Raw genomic sequence first — 16,948 nt, forward strand, 5'->3', positions numbered from 1 at the left:
GACCTCGTCATGCTAGCCGCCCTCACCGCCTTCGGCATCACCTCGGTGGCCCGCCTGATCACGGGCGCCCGCGCCCTGTGGCTGGGCTGTACACCGCAGCCGGTGCAACGCCTGTACTACGCCAACCACAGCAGCCACGGGGACTTCGTGCTGATCTGGGCCTCGCTGCCCCAGGAACTGCGCCGGCACACCCGCCCGGTGGCCGGGGCCGATTACTGGCAAAAACCGGGCATTCGCCAATTTCTGATCAACCGGGTGTTCAACGGCGTGCTGATCGACCGCCAGCACAGCGAGGCTCAGAGCGACCCCTTGCAGCCGATCCATGCGGCGCTGGAGCAGGGCGACTCGCTGATCTTCTTCCCCGAAGGCACGCGCAACCTGGGCGACGAGCCCTTGCTGGCGTTCAAGAGCGGGCTGTTCCACTTGGCCAGTGCCCACCCCGAGGTGGAGCTGATCCCGGTGTGGATCGCCAACCTCAACCGGGTGATGCCCAAGGGCCGTGCCCTGCCCCTGCCGCTGCTGTGCACCCTGAGCTTCGGCGAGCCGCTGCAACGCTTGCCCGATGACAGCAAGCACGCGTTTCTGGAACGGGCACGCCTTGCCCTGCTGGCCCTGGCCCCCAAGGAATCCTGAGATGGACCACAACACACTTCTGCTGTTTGCCGGTATCGGTGGCCTGCTGCTGCTCGCCAGCCTGATCGGGCGCCTGCTCAAATGGCGCGCGGGCCCGGCCCCGCACGCGGTCATCGACAACCTCAATGCGCGCATCAATGCCTGGTGGGTGATGGTGCTGGTGATCGGCCTGGCCTTCGTGTTCGGCAAGCTGGGGGTCATCCTGCTGTTCTATTGCGTGTCGTTCTATGCGCTGCGCGAGTTCCTCACCCTCACGCCCACCCGGCGTGGCGACTACCCGGCACTGGTGGCGGCGTTCTATGTGGCGCTGCCGGTGCAGTACCTGCTGATCGCGATGGACTGGTACGGGTTGTTCAGTATCTTCATCCCGGTGTACCTGTTCTTGCTGCTGCCGATCCTGGCCAGTTTCGGCGGCGATACCACGCGCTTTCTGGAGCGGGCCTCGAAGGTGCAGTGGGGGCTGATGATCGCGGTGTACTGCCTGTCGTCGGTACCGGCCCTGATGACGCTGGATATCCCCGGGTTCGAGGGGCGCAACCTGCTGTTGATCGCCTGGCTGATTCTGGTGGTACAGATTTCCGATGTACTGCAGTACGTGTGCGGCAAGCTGTTCGGCAAGCGCAAGGTGGCGCCGCGGCTGTCGCCGTCCAAGACGCTGGAGGGGTTGCTGGGCGGTGTGGCACTGGCCACGCTGATCGGCGCGACGCTGTTCTGGATCACCCCGTTCACCTTCTGGCAGGCGGCGCTGATGGCGCTGACCGTGAACGTCATGGGCTTCTTTGGCGGGCTGGTGATGTCGGCGATCAAGCGTGACCGCGGGGTGAAGGACTGGGGGCACATGATCGAGGGGCACGGCGGCATGCTGGACCGCATGGATTCGGTATGTTTCGCGGCGCCGGTGTTCTTTCACTTTGTACGTTACTGGTGGGCTTGAGGGCCAGGCGAGTGCTGCGCACTCGATCGCGGGTCAAGCCCGCTCCCACAGGTACAGCACAGTCCCTGTGGGAGCGGGCTTGACCCGCGATGCTTTCTACTCGGGCTTGCGATAGCCCTCGATGATCGCCGAGAAGTCCTTGCCACCCTCCCCGCGCAGGCTCATCGCCTGGTACAGCTGCTGCGCCACCGCGCCCAGAATCACCGGCTGGTGCGCCTGACGCGCCGCCTCGGTGGCCAGCCCCAGGTCCTTGAGCATCAGCTCCGCACCAAAGCCACCGGTGTACCCGCGTGATGCCGGCGCCGTCTCGACGATACCCGGCCACGGGTTGTAGGTGTCCGAACTCCAGCAACGCCCGGTGGAGCTGTTGATGATGCCGGCCAGCACCTTGGTGTCGATGCCCAGGGCATTGCCCAGGGCCATGGCCTCGGACACGCCGATCATCGAGATGCCCAGCAGCAGGTTGTTGCAGATCTTGGCGATCTGCCCGGTACCCACCTCGCCGCAGTGCACGATGTTGCGCCCCATCTGCGCCAGCACCGGCTGCAGGGTGGCGAACAGCGCCTCACTGGCGCCGACCATGAAGGTCAGGGTACCCGCCGCCGCGCCGCCGGTGCCGCCCGACACCGGTGCATCGGCCAGGTCCACACCCTGCCTGGCCGCCGCTGCATGCACCGCACGCACGGTCTGCGAGTCGATGGTGCTGCAGTCCACTACCGGGGTACCGGCGCGCACGCCGGCCAGCACGCCGTCTTCGTTGAGGTACACGCTGCGCACATGGGCAGCGGCCGGCAGCATGGTGATGACCAGCTCGCTGGCGCTGGCCGCGTCCTTGGGCGAGGCACTGATCTGCCCGCCGAGTTCGGCCAGTTCTGCCAGTACCTCCTTGTTCAGGTCGAACAGACTGAGCTGATGGCCGGCCTTGATCAGGTTGCGCGCCATCGGCGCGCCCATGTTGCCCAGCCCGATGAATGCAATACGCATGGTCGACTCCTTAACGCAGGCTGATGGTGGTGTTCACGCCATCGTTGACGCTGTCGTCGTCGAACCAGCGCGCGGTGACGGTCTTGGTCTGGGTGTAGAACTGCACCACTTGCTTGCCGTAGGGGCCCAGGTCACCCAGCTTGGAGCCGCGCGAACCGGTGAAACTGAAGAACGGTACCGGCACCGGGATCGGAATGTTGATGCCCACCTGGCCCACGTCGATCTCGCTCTGGAACTTGCGCGCCGCGGCGCCGCTCTGGGTGAACAGGCCGGTGCCGTTGCCGAACGGGTTGCGGTTGACCAGCGCGATGGCCTCGTCGAGGGTGTCGACCTCCAGCACCACAAGCACCGGGCCGAAGATTTCCTGGGTGTAGATCTGCATGTCGGTGGTCACGCCGGAGAACAGCGTGGGGCCGACGAAGTTGCCCTGCTCGTAGCCGGGCACCTGCACGTCGCGGCCATCGAGTTCGAGGGTGGCGCCTTCCTTGATGCCGCTTTCGATCAGGCCCAGCACACGCTCCTTGGCGCGCTTGGAGATCAGCGGGCCCACATCGGTGCCAGGCTCGCTGCCGGCGTTGACCTTGAGCTTGGCGGCCAGGGCCTTGAGCTCCGGCAGCCATTCGCGGGCCTTGCCCACCAGCACCGCCACCGAGGTGGCCATGCAGCGTTGGCCGGCAGCGCCGAAACCGGCACCTACCAGGGCATTGAGGGTTTGCGTGCGGTTGGCGTCGGGCAGCACCACTGCGTGGTTCTTGGCGCCCATCATCGACTGCACGCGCTTGCCGTGCTGGCCGGCCAGGTTGTACACGTGGGTGCCGACCTCGGTGGAGCCGACGAACGAGATCGCCTTGATGTCGGTATGGGTGCACAGCGCATCCACCACCTGCTTGCCGCCGTGCACCACGTTGAGCACGCCGGCCGGCACACCGGCTTCCAGCGCCAGCTCCACCAGCATCATGGTCGACAGCGGGTCCTGCTCGGACGGCTTGAGCACGAAGGTGTTGCCGCACACGATGGCCATCGGGAACATCCACAGCGGAATCATTGCCGGGAAGTTGAACGGGGTGATGCCGGCGCACACGCCGATGGGCTGGCGCAGGGTGTAGGTATCGACGCCGCCGGCCACGTTCTCGGCGAACTCGCCCATCTGCAGGGTGCCGATGGAGCACGCATGCTCGACCACTTCAAGGCCGCGGAAGATGTCGCCTTCGGCGTCGGCGATGGTCTTGCCCTGCTCGGCGCTCAGGGTCACGGCGATGCGCTTGGAGTGTTCGCGGATCAGCGCCTGCAGCTTGAGCATGATGCGCATGCGCGCGCCGATCGGGGTATCGCGCCAGGTCTTGAACGCACGCTGGCCGGCAGCGATGGCGGCATCGACTTCTTCGGCGGTGGCAAAGGGTACGCGGGCCAGCACCTGCTGGGTGGCCGGGTTGACCACGTCGCGCCATTCGGTGGTTTTCGACTCGACCCACTGGCCGTCGATCAGCAGCTTGACACTGTCGACCTTGGTCTGGCCGGGCGTGAGGGATGCGTTCATGAGGGTTCTCCTGGATTTATTGTTAGGGAGAGAAACGCCGACGCGGCAGCCGCGACGGTGCTTGGGTCCTGGGCTGAATTGGAGTATAGATGTGCAAACTTCTAATAAGAACGCACATAAAAGCCGGACCAACATGCAAAAAAACATCACATCCCTGGGGTCGCTGAACTGGGACGACCTCAAGTTCTTCCTCGAAGTGGCGCGCACGCGCAAGGCCAGCAGCGCCGCCAAGCGCCTGGGCGTGGACTACACCACGGTGTCGCGGCGCATCAGTTCGCTGGAGGTGGCGCTGGGCACGTTGCTGTTCGAAAAGTCGCGCACCAGCGGCTTCGTGCTCACCGCCGAGGGGCAGCGCCTGCTCAGCTATGCCGAGGCCATCGAGAGCACCCTGCACATGGCCTGCGAGCAGGTGTCCGGCTCGGGCGTGGCGCTATCGGGGCATGTACGCATGGGCTGCACCGAAGGCTTTGGCAGCTTCTTCATCACCCCGCAGTTGAGCCACTTTGTCGATGCCTACCCGGCGATCTCGGTGGATATCCTGCCGCTGCCGCACTTCATCAGCCTGTCCAAACGCGAGGCCGACATCGTGATCGCGCTGGAGCGCCCGGAACACGGGCCCTATGTGTGCTGCAAGCTGTGCGACTACCGCCTGCGCCTGTACGCCACCCGCGACTACCTGGACAACCACGAGCCGATCCTGCGCAGCAGCGACCTGGCCCGGCACCCGTTCATCAGCTACGTGGACGACCTGGCATTCAGCTCCGAGCTGCTGTACCTGGCCAACCTGCTGCCCACCGCTACCGCACACCTGCGCAGCACAAGCGTGATCGCCCAGTACGTGGCGGCCCAGCAGGGTCGCGGGCTGGCCATCCTGCCGTGTTTTCTGGCCGCACAGGACCCGCGGCTGGTGCCGGTGCTGCCGGGGGAAGTGGAGATTACCCGGCAGTTCTGGATGTACTGCCGGGAGGACCTGCGCAAGCTCAAGCGCATCACGCTGCTGTGGGACTACATCCGCGACGTGACCGAGCGCAACGCGCCCCTGCTGATGGGCGAGTCGCACACGATGAGTTTTGCCGACTAGTCGGAGGCGACCACGATCGCCACGCGGCGGTTTTCGGTGCGGCCGGCGGCGGTGTCGTTGCTGGCCACCGGCTCGCGGCTGCCAAGGCCGCGGGTCTCGACGTTCTCGGGGCGCATGCCCACGCCCACCAGCACCCTGGCCACACTGGCCGCCCTGCGCGCCGACAGCTGTTCGTTGTAGCTGGCCTTGCCGGACGAATCGGTATGGCCATCCACCCGCACCCGCTCGATGTGCACCGACAGCAGCGCCTTGCCGATACGCTCGACGATCTCGCGGCTCTGGGTGTTGAGTGCATCCAGGTCGCTGCCGAACAGCACCTTGCCGGACAGGCCGAAGGTCCAGCCCTCGTCGGTGGGGGTGAACCCCTCCTGTTTGAGCACGGCTATCTGCTCGGGGGTCAGGCCCTTGGGCGGCGGGGTCTGGCAGCCGCCGAGGGCGAAAAGGGCCAGGGCCAGAAAGGCCAGGTGCAAGCGAAGGTATCGAGTCAGGTGAATCACGGTTCAGCTCCTGTTTTTGCGCTGGACGCAGAGAACTCCGCCTCTGCCGACTGGGGCCCGTCACGGGTGTGACGCTTGGCCTGGTACATCGCCGCATCGGCGGCATTGAGCAACTCGGCCGGGGTACGGCCGTCATCGGGAAACACTGCGATGCCTACGCTCAACGAGGTAACGACGCACTGGCCGTCCGGCAGGCGGATAGGCAGGCTCATGCTGGCGGCTATCTTGTCGGCGATACGCTGGGCATCCTCGAAGCGATGCAGAGGGGTAAGCAGCACCGCAAATTCGTCCCCCCCCAGACGCGCCACCAGGTCGTGCTCGCGCAGCTGCGCACGCACCCGGCTGGCCACGGCGACCAGCACCTCGTCGCCTGCGGCATGGCCGTAGCTGTCGTTGATTTCCTTGAAGCGGTCGCTGTCCAGAAACAGCAGCGCCAGCCCGTCGCCATGCTTGATCGCGTTGCGCAGGCTGCGGCTCAGGCGGCCCTCGAAGAACGCCCGGTTGGGCAGGCCGGTCAGGCTGTCGTGGCTGGCCTGGTGGGCCAGGGTCTCGTTCTCGCTCTGCAGGTGGTTTTGCCAGGCTTCCATTTCGTCGAGCAGGGCATTGAAGTCGTTGCCCAGCTCGTTGAGTTCGGCGATCTGGGTGGAGGGCACGCGCCGGTCGAAGCTGCGTTCGCGCCGCGCCGCATGGGCCACGCTGGCCAGCCCGCGCAGGGGCCCCACGATATCGGCGAACAGCCGGCGCGACAGGTACAGGGCACTTACCGCGCTGAGCGCCGTGCACAGCAGAATGCCCGCCAGGCCACTGAGCAGAAAGCGCATCAGGCTGCCGCCCTGGCCAACCAGCTCGATGCGCCCCACCTGCTGGCCCTGGTGCACCACCGGCAGCCGGATCGGCTCTTCGAGCAGGGTCCGGGCGATCTTGAGCTCCAGCTGGTCGAGCATGCCGCCTTCACTGCGCTCCCAACTGGCCAGCAACTGGTCCGCATCGTCGAAGACCTTGACGTTGGCCACTTCCTCGGCCGCAGCAATCAGCGCCAGGGCTTCGTTGGCGGCGCTGCTGTCGTTGAACACCACCGCGGCCTCGACGGTGTAGTTGATCGAACGGGCAATCAGGTGAAGGTTGTGGTTGGCATAGACGCGCAATGCCAGCACCCCCAGCACGGTCAGCGAGATGCCGGCCAGCCCGATGGCCAGCAACGCCACGCCCAGGTGCCCGCGGCTGAGCACCGCGCGCAACGTGGTCCGTTCGCGTGTCTTGAGCCAGCCGATCATGGCTGCAGCGCTCGGCGCCGCGACAATTGCAGCACGCTGGGATGGATGCGCACGCCGCTGCGCGCCACCGAGTCGAGGTTCACGTCAAAGGCCACCTGGGTGTCCTTGACCCGCAGGCAGAACAGGCTGCCGACCGTACAGGGGTCATCCGCTTCGCTGATGCTCAGCACCGGCTTGCCGTTGATCGCGCTGATGAGCTGGCTGCGCGCCTCGCCACTGAGCTTGCCGATGTACACCGCATCGCACTGGGTGAGGATACGCGGATCCCCCGCCAGCAGACGACGTACGGTCAGCGGCCGGCCGGTGGCCTGGGTGGTCCCCTTGACCAGGTCGTCGGCATATTCGGTAGGGCCGATCAGGCACAGGCGCAGCTGTTCGGGTTCCACCGGCCAGCGCGCGTAACTGAGGATACCCAGTACCACCTGGGTCACTGCCTTGGCCCGCTGCTCGGCCAGTGTGGCGGCCGCGGCGCCCTGGGCCATGCCGTGCAGCGGAAGTACCAGCACCAACGCCGCCAGCAGCATGAGCCTCCAGCGTTTTACACGTCCCGGTGTAAGGGCGGCGACCTTCATATAGGAAATCTCTTAAGACCATGCCTTGCGTGGGGGCAAGATAGCATAACGCCTGCTTTTCCCGCGAGGTCGCCTCCAAAGGCGGATCAGCCGAATCGTCGGCTGCGGCGGCGCCTTACACCTGTTCCAGCATCAGCCCGGAAATACGCTTGACCTTGCGCCGCACCGCCTCCTCGAAAATGCCCTGGCGCGGCTCTATCAGGCTGAAGCAGTCCTTGGCGCGGGTGATGCCGGTGTAGATCAGTTCCTTGGTCAACACCGGGTTCAAGGCGTCGGGAAGCACCAGAACCGTGTGGGAGAACTCCGAGCCCTGGGACTTGTGCACCGTCATGGCGTACACGGTTTCAACCTCACTTAACCGGCTGGGCAGGACGAATCTGACGCCGCCCTGGCCATCGTTCCGAGGAAACGCCACCCGCAGCAACGGTGTGGAGGCCTGGGCGTCCGGCAGGCGCAAGGCAATGCCGATATCGCCGTTCATCAGGCCCAGACCATAGTCGTTGCGCGTCATCAGCACCGGGCGACCTTCGTACCAGGGCTGTTCGCCATCGATCAGGCCGGCCGCCGCCAGCACCTTGCCGACCCGCTGGTTCAGGCCCTCGACACCCCAGGGGCCCTTGCGCACCGCGCACAGCAGCTGGAAGCGCTCGAAGGCGCGCAGCACCTTCAGTGCCCACGCCTCCCAGCGTGGATCGTCAGCGGCGGTATCCGGCGCCGGGCGGGTCTGGCGAATCAGGTGCAGGTACTCACGATAGCCCTGCGGACTGTCGCCACCGCGGCCCAGCCCCTGCAGCAGCAGGGTGTCGAGCTTGCGGTCGTGCTCGCCGCTCAGGCGCAGGCTGCGCACGTCGGCAAGACCTTGCTCGAGCAGCGCACGGGCCTGTTCCGGCTGCTGGCCGTTGACCTGGCGCGCCAGCTGGCCGATACCGCTGCCCTCACCAAAGCGGCGCGAATGGCGCAACATCACCACTTGCTGGGGCAAGGGGTCGCGCTGGGCATCGCCCTCGACCAGGCCGCTGCCGGCCAGCGACTCGCCACTGACCTGCTCCAGCCAGCTGCGGGTGGCAGCGCTGTAGCGCCCGGCCTCGGCATCGCGGCACAGGTCGCCCAGCACTGCGCCGGCCTCGACCGACGCCAGCTGGTCCTTGTCCCCGAGCAGAATCAGGCGCGCATGCCCCGGCATCGCCGCCAGCAGGTTGGCCATCATTTCCAGGTCGATCATCGAGGCCTCGTCGACCACCAGCACGTCCAGTGGCAACGGGTTGCCGGCATGGTGACGGAAATGTCGCGAGCCCGGGCGGCTGCCCAGCAGGCGGTGCACGGTAGAGACATCGCTGGGGATGTTGCTGCGCACGGCGTCACTGACGGCCAGCCGCTCCACCTGCTGGCCGATGGATTCGGTAAGACGCGCCGCTGCCTTGCCGGTCGGTGCGGCCAGGCGGATACGCAACGGGCGCCCGACCTCCACGGCCGGGGCCTGCAACAGGGCCAGCAGGCGCACCACGGTGGTGGTCTTGCCGGTGCCGGGGCCGCCGGTGATGATGCTGAACGCACTGCGGGTGGCCAGCGCGCAGGCGAGCTTCTGCCAGTCGACCTGACCGGCCAGCGCCGAGCCTTCGAACAGCGCATCCAGGCGGGCGCGCAAATCGGCGGGCGTGGGTTCGGCCTGTTCCAGGCGTTCGCGCAGGGCACTGTCGATGCGCCGTTCATAGGCCCAGTAGCGGCGCAGGTACAGGCGCTGCCCACTCAACACCAGCGGGCGCGAAGCCTGCGCTTCGCTGCTGCCCAGGGCAACCAGCGCGCTGCCTTGCAGGCGCTGGCACCAGGTGGCCAGATCGAGGCGCTCCAGCAGTTGCGAAGGCAGCAGCAAGGGGCCGGCCAGGGCATCGCCCTCGGGTGGCAACGACAGGGCAAAGTCAGGCTCGGCCAGGGTTTCGGCCAGGTCCAGGCACACGTGCCCGTGCCCCAACTGGTGGCTGGCCAGTGTGGCGGCCAGCAGCACCAGCGGGTCGGCCTGCGGGTCGCGTTCGCCGAGGAAAGCCACGAAGGCGCGGTCCAGTGCTCGCAGCCAGCCGCGCTCGACCCATCGATCGAGCAGCGCCAGCAGGTCGGCGCCCACCGTCAACGGCGCCAGGGCCGCCAGATGCCCGGCATCCAGAGGGGTGGGCAACAGGTCGTCGAACGTGCGGCTCATGCGCTGTCTCCGGAAAACAGATCAGGTTGCTGCGGTGTGCTTGCGCCGCTGAACAGGGCATCGAGCCGCTCGATCAGTACGCGCGGCGGCTTGATGAAGTACAAGCCCTGGCTGGCCGCGTGCACCCCACGCAGGAACAGGAACACCGCGCCGCCCACATGCCGGTCGTAGTCGTAGTCGGGCAGGCGGGCACGCAGCTGACGGTGCAGGGCCAGCAGGTACAGCACGTACTGCAGGTCGTAGCGATGCTCGAGGATCGCGCCCTCCATCGCCAGCTCGCTGTAGGCCTGGTCGTCGGTGCCCAGCCAGTTGGACTTGTAGTCGGCCACGTAGTAGCGCCCGTCGTGCTCGAATGCCAGGTCGATGAAGCCCTTGAACATGCCATTGAGCAGCGCCGACTGCGCGGCCGGTCGGGCTGCGCCGTCGTGGGTGTGGGTGCATACCAGGCGGTCGAGGGCCAGCACGTCGACCTGATGGCTGGCGAACCAGAACTCCATCTCGATCTGGTACTGGCTCAACTGGCCCAGGGCAACCGGCGCACTGTCCGGTGCCAGGTGCAGCGGTGCGTTCAGCAGGTGTTCGAGCCAGTTGCCGAGGGTGTTGATCCAGCCGGTCCAGTCGCGCCGGTTGCAGCGCTGGGCCACGGTCTTGTGCAGTTGCTCGGGCGCCGCGACCACCTGGCCGAAGCCTTCGTGACCGGCCCATTCGAGCAGCCCGTGGAGGAAGGTGCCGGGGTTGGGGCCACGCGGGAAGCGGTGAATGTCGCCGCCCGTCGCCACGACCTCGCGCAGGGCCTGCGGATCGGCCGGTTCGTCATCGAGCAGTTGCTGGGCCTGGGAGCTGTCGGCGGTGAGCAGCTCCTCGCCGATACGCAGTGCACTGTAGGAGGCGATCCACCAGTTCTCTGCGGCGCGGCGGCGCGGCTGGCGGGCCGGCAGCAGCTCGGCGGTGTTGCGCGGGGCCTGGTAGCGCTGGGTGTCGGCAATCGGCAATACCTGGCTGTGGATGGTCGCGCAACCTTCCTGCAATGCCTGCAGCCAGCCCTCAAGGGCGGTGGAAGCCGGCAGTACAGCGCCGCCGCCCAGCAGGTAGCCGAGCGCGCAGCGGTGCAGCAGCGATTCCTTGCCGGTGCCGCGCTTGAGGTCCGCCACCCCCAGCCAGCACGCGTGCTGGGCACGGGTCAGGGCCACGTAGAGCAGACGCAGGTCTTCGGCCAGGCGCTCGTCATCGGCCAGGGCGATCTGCTCGGCATCAGGGGTCAGGGTCAGCTGGGCATTGCCCTGGGCGTCGTGCCAGCCCAGGGGCAGGCGCTTTCCGTCCACCGGCTTGGCGGTGCTGATGAAGGGCAGGAACACCAGCGGGTATTCCAGCCCCTTGGATTTGTGGATGGTCACCACCTTGACCAGTTGCTCGTCGCTTTCCAGGCGCAGGATCTGTTCTTCACCGGCCTGGCCGGAGCTGGCCAGGTGTTCGCTCAGGTGGCGGATCAGCGCCTGCTCGCCGTCCAGCTCGGTGGCCGCCTGCTGCAGCAGCTCGGCCAGGTGCAGCAGGTTGGTCAGCACCCGTTCGCCATCGCTGCGGCGCATCAGTACCTGGGGCAGGTCGAAGTCGTGCAGCAGGTGACGCAGCATCGGCAGCACGCCCTGGGTGCGCCAGAGGTGGCGATAGTCGCGGAACTTCATGACCCAGTGTTCCCACACCCGCTCGTCCTGGTTGAGCTGGGCCAGCCGGGTCAGCGGCAGGTCGAGGGTGACGCTGGCCAGCGCCGCCTTGAGCAGGCGCTCGCTGTCGGGTTCGGCGCAGGCCTTGAGCCACGCCAGCAGGTCGTGTGCCTCCTGGGCGGCGAACACCGAGTCCTTGTCCGACAGGTAGACGCTGCGTACGTCGCGGGCGGCCAGTTCGGCGCGGATCAGCTGGGCCTCGCGACCGTCGCGAACCAGGATCGCAATGTCCGATGGCAAACAGCCACGCAACGCCTGGCCTGGCTGGACAAAGCCGCTGGTGCCCAGTTGGCCGCCGTTGAGCAGGCTGACGATCTGGGTGGCGCAGCTGGCGGCTACCTGTTGGCGATAGACCGCGCCGGACAGCGGCTCGTCGCTTGCCAGGTGCCACAGGTTGAGCGCTGCCAGGGGCTGCCCGTCGACCTGCAGGTGCTCCTTGCGCCCCTGCGCCCTGACCGCCACGAAGGGGACGGGGTTGTCGGCGCCGTCGCGGAACAGGAACGCCCCGCGACCGGCCTCGCGCTGTTCGGCGCGCATGAATACATGGTTGACCGCATCGACCATCGGCTGGCTTGAGCGGTAGTTGGTGTCCAGGCTGTGCAGCCGGCCGTGGGTGGCGCGCCGGGCGCCCAGGTAGGTGAAGATGTCGGCGCCGCGGAAGGCATAGATGGCCTGCTTGGGGTCGCCGATCATGAACAGCCCGGTTTCGCGCACGTCCTCCTCGATGCGATAGATACGCTGGAAGATGCGGTACTGCACCGGGTCGGTGTCCTGGAATTCGTCGATCAGGGCCACCGGGAACTGCTCGCGGATCAGCCCGGCCAGGCGCTCGCCGGCCGTCCCGCCCAAGGCCGAGTCGAGACGCAGCAGCATGTCGTCGAAGCCCATTTCGGCGCGGCGGCGCTTTTCCTGCTCGAAGCGTTTCGACACCCAGTTGGCGGCGTGTTCGAGCAGGCGGGCGTCCGGGGTCGGCAACGCCTGCAGCTCCAGGCGCAGGCCGGGCATGGCATCCAGCGCCGGGTGGCTGGGCGGCTCGCCCTTCCAGGCTTCGGCCATGCCTTGCGGGGTGAAGCGGGTGAACCCGGTGCCAATATCCAGCTCCACCGCCTGCTCGTCCTGGGCCCAGGCCGCGATCTTCTCGCACCAGGGTTCGAAATAGCGCGGCTGCATCTTGCGCCCGTCCACCTGCTTGGCGGCATGTGCGGCATGGCACAGTTGCAGCAGTTCCTGGGCCCACTGTGCCCAGGGCGCCTTGAGCTGGCGCAGCCGTTCGGCACGTTGCTGCACCACCGCTTCGATCAGCGCCTGTGGGTCGGCGCTGTCTTCCTCGCTCCGCGTGCGGCCGAACAGCGCGCGCACCCTGGGCAGCAATGCCTCGGGGCTGCTCCAGTGGCTGCGCACCCAGGCCAGGGCCTCGCCGTGCATGGGGTAGCAGAAGCGCCGCCAGTAGTCGCGCATGACCTGGCCGAGCAGCTCGCTGTGGTCGGTCTCCAGGGTCTGGGTGAACAGGCTGCCGCTGTCGAACGCGTGCTCGCGCAGCATCCGCTGGCACCAGCTGTGGATGGTCGAGACGGCGGCTTCGTCCATCCACTGCGCGGCAACGTCCAGGCGGTTGGCGCAGGCGGGCCAGGTGTCCGGGGCGTAGTGCTCGCGCAGTTGCACCAGCAAGGGGTCGGCTTCGGGCAGTTCGCCACGGAAGAACCGCGCCGCTTCGGCCAGGCGGGTGCGAATGCGCTCACGCAGCTCTTTGGTGGCCGCATCGGTGAAGGTCACCACCAGGATCTGTGGCGGCAGCAGCTCGCGCCCGAAGCCCTGCTCGCCGCCATGGCCGAGCACCAGGCGCAGGTACAAGGCAGAGATGGTAAAGGTTTTGCCGGTACCGGCACTGGCTTCGATCAGTTGGCTGCCGTGCAGCGGGAAGGTCAGTGCCAGCGGCGGCTGGTGTGCGTGGGCAGTCATGGATGCGCCTCTTCACTGCCCAGGCGTTGCCAGGCGGCTTCGAACATCGGCCGGTACAGTGCCTCGCACCAGCCCTCGAATTCTTCACTCGCGGTCAGCGCCGCGAAATCACTGAACTGTCGGGCCAGTGCGGTGCTTTCGCTGCGCTCGCCGCGGGTGTTCTGGCCGTCGCCGTCGTAGGCCTTGGCTGCGGCCGCCAGGGCTTTTTCAGGGTCACTCTGGCCGAGCCAGGTGAAGGCGGTCTTGATCGCCACCGGCAGCGGCGCATTCATGCCGGCCTGCCGGGCCACCAGCAGGTCGCCGAGCAGTTCCGCGGCACGCGGTTGCTCCAGCGGGTCGAGCAACAGGGTCACGTCGGTGGCGACCACTGCGCTGCTCAACCGGTGCCCAACGGCACACGCTGCCAGGTGCATGACCCAGGTCGCCACCAGTCGGTGCCACTTGAGCGATTTGCCGCTGCTGATGCCGTTGGGCAAGGTGGTGATGCTCAGCAGCGCCTGGTCGTCACGCTGGTACACCCGCCCCAGCCAGCCTTCGAGCCGCAGCTGGCGATACACGAAGCTGATCGGCAGCGCACTGTCGATCAGGGTTGGCCATTGGCCGAGCAGTTGAGCGTGTCGCAACAGCAGGTCGGGCAATGGCTCGATCAGTTCGGCCTGCAGGCATTCACCGAAGCCGGCCAGCGGCAGCATCCCGCTGCGTTGCAGGCGACGGGCCTGGGCCTGCAGGGCGTCGGTGCTGTTGGTGGGGTCGGCCAGGGCTGCGCCCAGCAAGCTTTCGCTCAGGCTGTAGCGCTGCAGGGCGTCGAGCACGAAGGGCTCTTCGTCGGCCAGGGGGGCTTCGGCGGCTTCGAAGAACACCTTCAGGCGCTGGCTGAAGAAGTGCCGAACGGGGTGGCGCATGAAGTCCTGGAGCAAGGTCAGGCTCAGGGGCTCTTCGGGCACGAAAGGCTCCAGTTGGTCGGCCTCGGTCGGCAACTGCGTTGGCGGCAGGTGCAGGGCGCGCCATTCGCTGGCATAGCTGAACAGGTTGCTGTGCTTGTGGAAGTAGCGGGCGCTGAACGGTTGCAGGGGGTGTTCCTGCGTCAAGGCGTGCAACAGTTGCAGACCGCCCTCCACTGGGTCGTCGGCCTTGGCCTTGGGGCTGCGCCAGCCGGCGGCGAGGTGATCGCGCAACTGGCCGATGAGCACCGACGCCGGCCGCTCGCTGTTGTCGCGAATGCTGCGGCCCACCCAGCTGACGTACAGTTGCTCACGCGCCGACAGCAAGGCTTCGAGCAGCAGGTAACGGTCGTCCTCGCGTCGAGAGCGGTCGCCGGGGCGGTAGTCGCTGCCCATCAGGTCGAAGTCCAGCGGCGGCTGCGCACGCGGGTAGTCACCATCGTTCATGCCCAGCAGGCACACGACCTTGAAGGGAATGGCACGCATGGGCATCAGGGTGCAGAAGTTCACCGAGCCGGCCAGAAAGCGCTGGGACAAGCGCCCCTGGTCCAGGCCGGCGAGCCAGGCTTCGCGCACCACCGTCAACGGCAAGGCGTCCTCGAGCCCGACCGACTCGCAGGTTTGCAGCCAGGTTTCGCACAGGCCCTGCAGTTGCACCAGCAGGTAGTCATCGTGTTCGGTTTCGGCCAGGAAGAACACCTGCAGCAGGGCATGCAGGCGCGTGCCCCATTGCGCCACCGGTGCCGGCTGCGAGAGCTCGGCATGGGCCACCTCGAGCGCATCGAGCAGGGCCACCAGCGGGCCGATCAGGGCAGCATCGAGGCCGCCGATTTCATCATAGGGTTCGATGTCGTCGCAGCTGTCGCCCGTGCCCACCGCATAGCCCAGCAGCATGCGGCGCAGGCCGAATCGCCAGCTGTTCTGCTCGAGGTCATCGGGCAGGCCCAGGCCGGCACGCTGCTGTGCATTGAGGCCCCAGCGCACGCCGGCCCCTTCGATCCAGCGGTGCAGCGTGGGCAGGTCGCTTTCCTTGATCGCAAAGCGGGCACGCAGGGCGGGAACATCCAGCAGATCGAGAATCTCGCTCACCGGGAAGCGGCTGTCCGGCAACTTGAGCAGGTGCTCCAGGGCAATCAGCAGCGGGTCGCGGCCGCGCTGGCCCTGGTCGGTCAGGGTGAAGGGAATGTAGCGCGGGTCGTTGCGCCCAAGCTGGCCGAACACGGCGCGGATGTGGGGCGCATAGGTGTTGATGTCCGGCAGCATCACGATCACGTCGCGCGGGCGCAGACCGGGATCGGCGCTGAAGCGGGCGAGCAACTGGTCGTGCAGGATCTCGACCTCGCGCTGCGCGCTGTGGGCCACATGAAAACGCACCGAGCGGTCCTTGGCCGGGTCGACGGCGGGCCACAAGGCGCGGGTCTCGACCAATGGGCGCAGTTCGAGAATGTCGTCCTGCAACTGGTTGAGCAGAGTGGCCTGCCCGTTTTCGGTGAACAGGTCGATGCGCCCGTCACTGAACACATTGCGATAGCTGCCCGGGTCATCGTAGCTGTCGAGCAGGTTGATGTAGTCCCGGCCCTGCTTGCCCCAGGCCGCAAGCAGCGGATGGGCATGCTGGTGCAGGGTGTCGGCGTCGATCAGGCTGGGCATGCCTTGCTTGCGCTGCTGGCGCTTGTACTGATGGCGCAGCAGGTCCTTGTCGGCGACGATATCGGCCCAGTGGTGACGGCAGGGGTTGTGCACGCATAGCAGCACCTGGCTGAAACGTGCCAGGCCTGCCAGCGCTTCAAGGGCCTGGGCCGGCAACGAAGAAATGCCGAACACGATGACCCGCGATGGCAGGCCCTTGGGGGCTTGTTCCAGTGCATTGATGCGCTCGACGAAACGCTGGTGCACGCCGGCACGGCTCTGGGCCATGCCTTCCTCTCCCACATCCAGCAGCAAGGCACGCCACAACTCTGCCTGCCAGCAGTTGGCGGGGGCCAGCGCACGGGAGTCGCCACGAGCGTTGCTCAGCACGTGACGTCCGGCTGCCCAGTCCTTCAGCCAATCGGCACGGTACACCTGGTATTGGTCGAACAGGTCGGCAAGGCGCTCGGCCAGCTGGTAGCGCTTGCGCAGGTCGCTGTCATCGGTAAGAAAGCGCTGCAACGGCTCGAAATGCGGCTGGTTGATCACTTCCGGCAGCAGGCGCATCAGGCGCCAGGTCAAGGGCGCCTTGTCGAGCGGGGAGGTTTCAGGAATCTCTTCGCGGCCAAGTACCCGGCGGTACAGCTGCCACATGAAGCTACCAGGCAACTGCACATCGATGGCGGCCGCGATGCCGCAACCGCCCTGGTCATCGTCCTGCGGGTCTTCGGCCAGGGCTAGCTTGAGCCACTGGGCGATACCGTTGCTCTGCACCAGCACCATCTCGTTTTCCAGGGGTGCCAGCGGATAACGCCGCATCAGGCTCACCACCAGGCCACGCAGTTCATCCAGGTGGTTGCCGTGAACGACCATGAATCCCGGTTGAAGCGTGCTTGCATGCGGCATGGGGCATCCCTTGGGCTGTGCGGATTTTGGGGGGAACCTTATCACGGTCTGCGTACAGACCGCGGGCCTGCAGCTTTTCGCCCCAC

The 16,948-nt window shown here is 66.9% G+C and carries 11 protein-coding genes; 3 read left to right on the forward strand and 8 right to left on the reverse strand.

Annotated elements, in window-relative coordinates:
• The first annotated feature begins 9 nt into the window (after positions 1–9).
• A complete protein-coding gene (locus tag DN387_RS23755) occupies positions 10–633 on the forward strand; it encodes a lysophospholipid acyltransferase family protein (RefSeq protein ID WP_043860711.1) in 624 nt (207 codons plus the stop codon).
• A 1-nt stretch (position 634) separates the two neighbouring features.
• Positions 635–1,567 carry a phosphatidate cytidylyltransferase gene (locus DN387_RS23760; protein WP_043860712.1) on the forward strand — a complete coding sequence of 311 codons (933 nt, stop codon included), beginning with the start codon at positions 635–637 and terminating at the stop codon, positions 1,565–1,567.
• Positions 1,568–1,663: 96 nt separating this feature from the next.
• Here DN387_RS23760 and mmsB read toward each other — a convergent pair whose 3' ends face one another.
• On the reverse strand, positions 1,664–2,551 hold the full coding sequence (gene mmsB / locus DN387_RS23765; RefSeq protein WP_054916703.1) for a 3-hydroxyisobutyrate dehydrogenase: 888 nt from the start codon (positions 2,549–2,551) through the stop codon (positions 1,664–1,666).
• Positions 2,552–2,561: 10 nt separating this feature from the next.
• Positions 2,562–4,088: a CoA-acylating methylmalonate-semialdehyde dehydrogenase gene (locus tag DN387_RS23770; RefSeq protein WP_043860714.1), complete on the reverse strand. Its 1,527-nt coding sequence runs from the start codon at positions 4,086–4,088 to the stop codon at positions 2,562–2,564.
• Positions 4,089–4,221: 133 nt separating this feature from the next.
• Here DN387_RS23770 and DN387_RS23775 point away from each other — a divergent pair, with 133 nt between their 5' ends.
• On the forward strand, positions 4,222–5,169 hold the full coding sequence (locus DN387_RS23775) for a LysR family transcriptional regulator (RefSeq protein ID WP_043860715.1): 948 nt from the start codon (positions 4,222–4,224) through the stop codon (positions 5,167–5,169).
• On the opposite strand, the gene DN387_RS23780 is transcribed toward DN387_RS23775, so the two are convergent.
• From DN387_RS23780 to recC, 6 genes are all read right to left on the reverse strand, one after another.
• Complete coding sequence (locus tag DN387_RS23780; protein WP_082405805.1) at positions 5,166–5,666, reverse strand: OmpA family protein; 501 nt, start codon at positions 5,664–5,666, stop codon at positions 5,166–5,168. The genes DN387_RS23775 and DN387_RS23780 overlap by 4 nt on opposite strands.
• The gene (locus DN387_RS23785) at positions 5,663–6,940 is read right to left on the reverse strand and encodes a diguanylate cyclase (protein WP_043860716.1); all 1,278 of its coding nucleotides are present in this window, start codon (positions 6,938–6,940) and stop codon (positions 5,663–5,665) included. The genes DN387_RS23780 and DN387_RS23785 overlap by 4 nt, the downstream gene beginning before the upstream one ends.
• A complete protein-coding gene (locus tag DN387_RS23790; RefSeq protein WP_043860717.1) occupies positions 6,937–7,512 on the reverse strand; it encodes a YfiR family protein in 576 nt (191 codons plus the stop codon). The genes DN387_RS23785 and DN387_RS23790 overlap by 4 nt, the downstream gene beginning before the upstream one ends.
• Positions 7,513–7,627: 115 nt before the next feature.
• On the reverse strand, positions 7,628–9,706 hold the full coding sequence (recD, locus tag DN387_RS23795; RefSeq protein ID WP_054916702.1) for an exodeoxyribonuclease V subunit alpha: 2,079 nt from the start codon (positions 9,704–9,706) through the stop codon (positions 7,628–7,630).
• Positions 9,703–13,386 carry an exodeoxyribonuclease V subunit beta gene (gene recB / locus DN387_RS23800; RefSeq protein ID WP_054916701.1) on the reverse strand — a complete coding sequence of 1,228 codons (3,684 nt, stop codon included), beginning with the start codon at positions 13,384–13,386 and terminating at the stop codon, positions 9,703–9,705. Before recB ends, recD begins: the two co-directional genes overlap by 4 nt.
• Positions 13,383–16,862 (reverse strand): exodeoxyribonuclease V subunit gamma, encoded by a 3,480-nt coding sequence (gene recC / locus DN387_RS23805; protein ID WP_054916700.1) that lies wholly within the window; start codon positions 16,860–16,862, stop codon positions 13,383–13,385. The genes recB and recC overlap by 4 nt, the downstream gene beginning before the upstream one ends.
• Positions 16,863–16,948 lie beyond the last annotated feature (86 nt).

The organism is Pseudomonas sp. FBF18, from assembly GCF_024261405.1.
GTDB lineage: Bacteria > Pseudomonadota > Gammaproteobacteria > Pseudomonadales > Pseudomonadaceae > Aquipseudomonas > Aquipseudomonas palmensis.

Excerpts from the sequence above, each read along its gene's own strand:
- DN387_RS23755 (WP_043860711.1), top strand. The coding sequence starts at position 10 with ATGCTAGCCGCCCTCACCGCCTTCGGCATCACCTCGGTGGCCCGCCTG.
- DN387_RS23760 (WP_043860712.1), top strand. The coding sequence starts at position 635 with ATGGACCACAACACACTTCTGCTGTTTGCCGGTATCGGTGGCCTGCTG.
- mmsB (WP_054916703.1), bottom strand. The coding sequence starts at position 2,551 with ATGCGTATTGCATTCATCGGGCTGGGCAACATGGGCGCGCCGATGGCG.
- DN387_RS23770 (WP_043860714.1), bottom strand. The coding sequence starts at position 4,088 with ATGAACGCATCCCTCACGCCCGGCCAGACCAAGGTCGACAGTGTCAAG.
- DN387_RS23775 (WP_043860715.1), top strand. The coding sequence starts at position 4,222 with ATGCAAAAAAACATCACATCCCTGGGGTCGCTGAACTGGGACGACCTC.
- DN387_RS23785 (WP_043860716.1), bottom strand. The coding sequence starts at position 6,940 with ATGATCGGCTGGCTCAAGACACGCGAACGGACCACGTTGCGCGCGGTG.
- DN387_RS23790 (WP_043860717.1), bottom strand. The coding sequence starts at position 7,512 with ATGAAGGTCGCCGCCCTTACACCGGGACGTGTAAAACGCTGGAGGCTC.
- recD (WP_054916702.1), bottom strand. The coding sequence starts at position 9,706 with ATGAGCCGCACGTTCGACGACCTGTTGCCCACCCCTCTGGATGCCGGG.
- recB (WP_054916701.1), bottom strand. The coding sequence starts at position 13,386 with ATGACTGCCCACGCACACCAGCCGCCGCTGGCACTGACCTTCCCGCTG.
- recC (WP_054916700.1), bottom strand. The coding sequence starts at position 16,862 with ATGCCGCATGCAAGCACGCTTCAACCGGGATTCATGGTCGTTCACGGC.